Origin of the sequence: Streptococcus hillyeri (genome assembly GCF_003686955.1) — a bacterium.
GTDB lineage: Bacteria > Bacillota > Bacilli > Lactobacillales > Streptococcaceae > Streptococcus > Streptococcus hillyeri.
In genome coordinates this window covers 1-1,261 of record NZ_RCVM01000047.1, presented here as the reverse complement: position 1 = coordinate 1,261, position 1,261 = coordinate 1, and the positions used below count along the sequence as shown (strand labels likewise).

At 48.8% G+C, this 1,261-nt stretch carries 1 protein-coding gene; it reads right to left on the bottom strand.

All coding sequences use genetic code 11. The features are described from left to right. Positions 1–656, bottom strand: a 656-nt coding sequence (locus EAF07_RS10380) for a protein rep (protein ID WP_142925609.1), incomplete at its 3' end; no start/stop codon positions are given. Between the last annotated feature and the right edge of the window lie 605 nt (positions 657–1,261).

Below are 1,261 nucleotides of genomic sequence, written 5' to 3'. Positions count from 1 at the left end.
ACCTCACCTGTCTTAGTTTTTACTGCCCGAATATCGATATTCGGCTCATAGTTCACCCGCAAGCAATCGCGCCAGAGTTCTACCCAACGTTCGTGCTTAACGTAGTTCTTCCCTTTAAACCAAGAAGGTTGCACCATCAGCAGACAGTGAAAATGCGGATGTGCGCTGCCATCCTTACCTCGCGTCACCTCCGTAGCCCTGATCCACCCCTGAACAGGTGATAGCTCCTTTCGCTTTTCCATTCGCTTAAACGCCGCATTCATTGCTGTAAGGACTGTTCCAAGTTCACCTATCTCGCAGTTCCTGACAGTTAACGTCAGAAACAACCATCGGGAAGACGGGTAATCCACAACGATTTTCGGTAGAGCCTGATAAAAACGGGCTTGCCACATGAGGGTTCTTCTCCACTGGCAGACAGGGCAATGACGGACACGGCAAAATTGCGCACTACGAAGCCGTAGGCGCGTTTCTCCGGTTTCCATGATGGTAGACCAACCAAAACGTAACAAACCGCTACAGGAGGCCATACGGAGTGCATAGCGCTCGAATTCAGCAGCAGTCTGGTAGATACCCCCGACAGAATCGGTAAGCGTGCGCTGGGTATCCCAAACTGCATCACGGGGGCTGTAGTCCGAAAGGAATTTATCTTCTGACATTAAGCCTGCTCCGATCTGGGCAGGCTGTGATTTGATGTGGTATATTCATCACGTACCTGTGCATTGCGAGCCAGTACATGTCACCAGAGTTTGCCGCTGAGGTGACACATTCGAAATGTTGGGGAGTGTTGACGCACTCCCCAACGCCGATTAAAAACGCCTCAATTCTGCTCCATTTTCTTTGACCTGTCAAAACCCACTCAAAGCCTCGTCATTACTGGGCTAAACCACTATTTCATATCCGCCATTTATCCCTTAAGTATAAATACAAGGATCACGCGCGAGAATTGCGCAAAAAATAACCACAATTTTAACCCCCAAAACAAGCACCCCCGAACGGCTTACCCCAACCTTTTCCACACACCCGATCACCAAAACAGGGAATAAAAACAAAACCCTGTCTTACAGGTGGATGGCCTCACTTCGTGAAACCATCCACCCCGCATAAGTTTTTTAATCGGTGGTGTCGTCAATCACTAAATCGGAACCCCAAAGGGGACCCCCACGATTTAGCATTTGACGAGATTAACTCTCGGAGATGGCATCATGCTTTTAACGGACTTTAAAAAACGGTGAACGGATGCGGATTTTAATCCGTGTCTGTG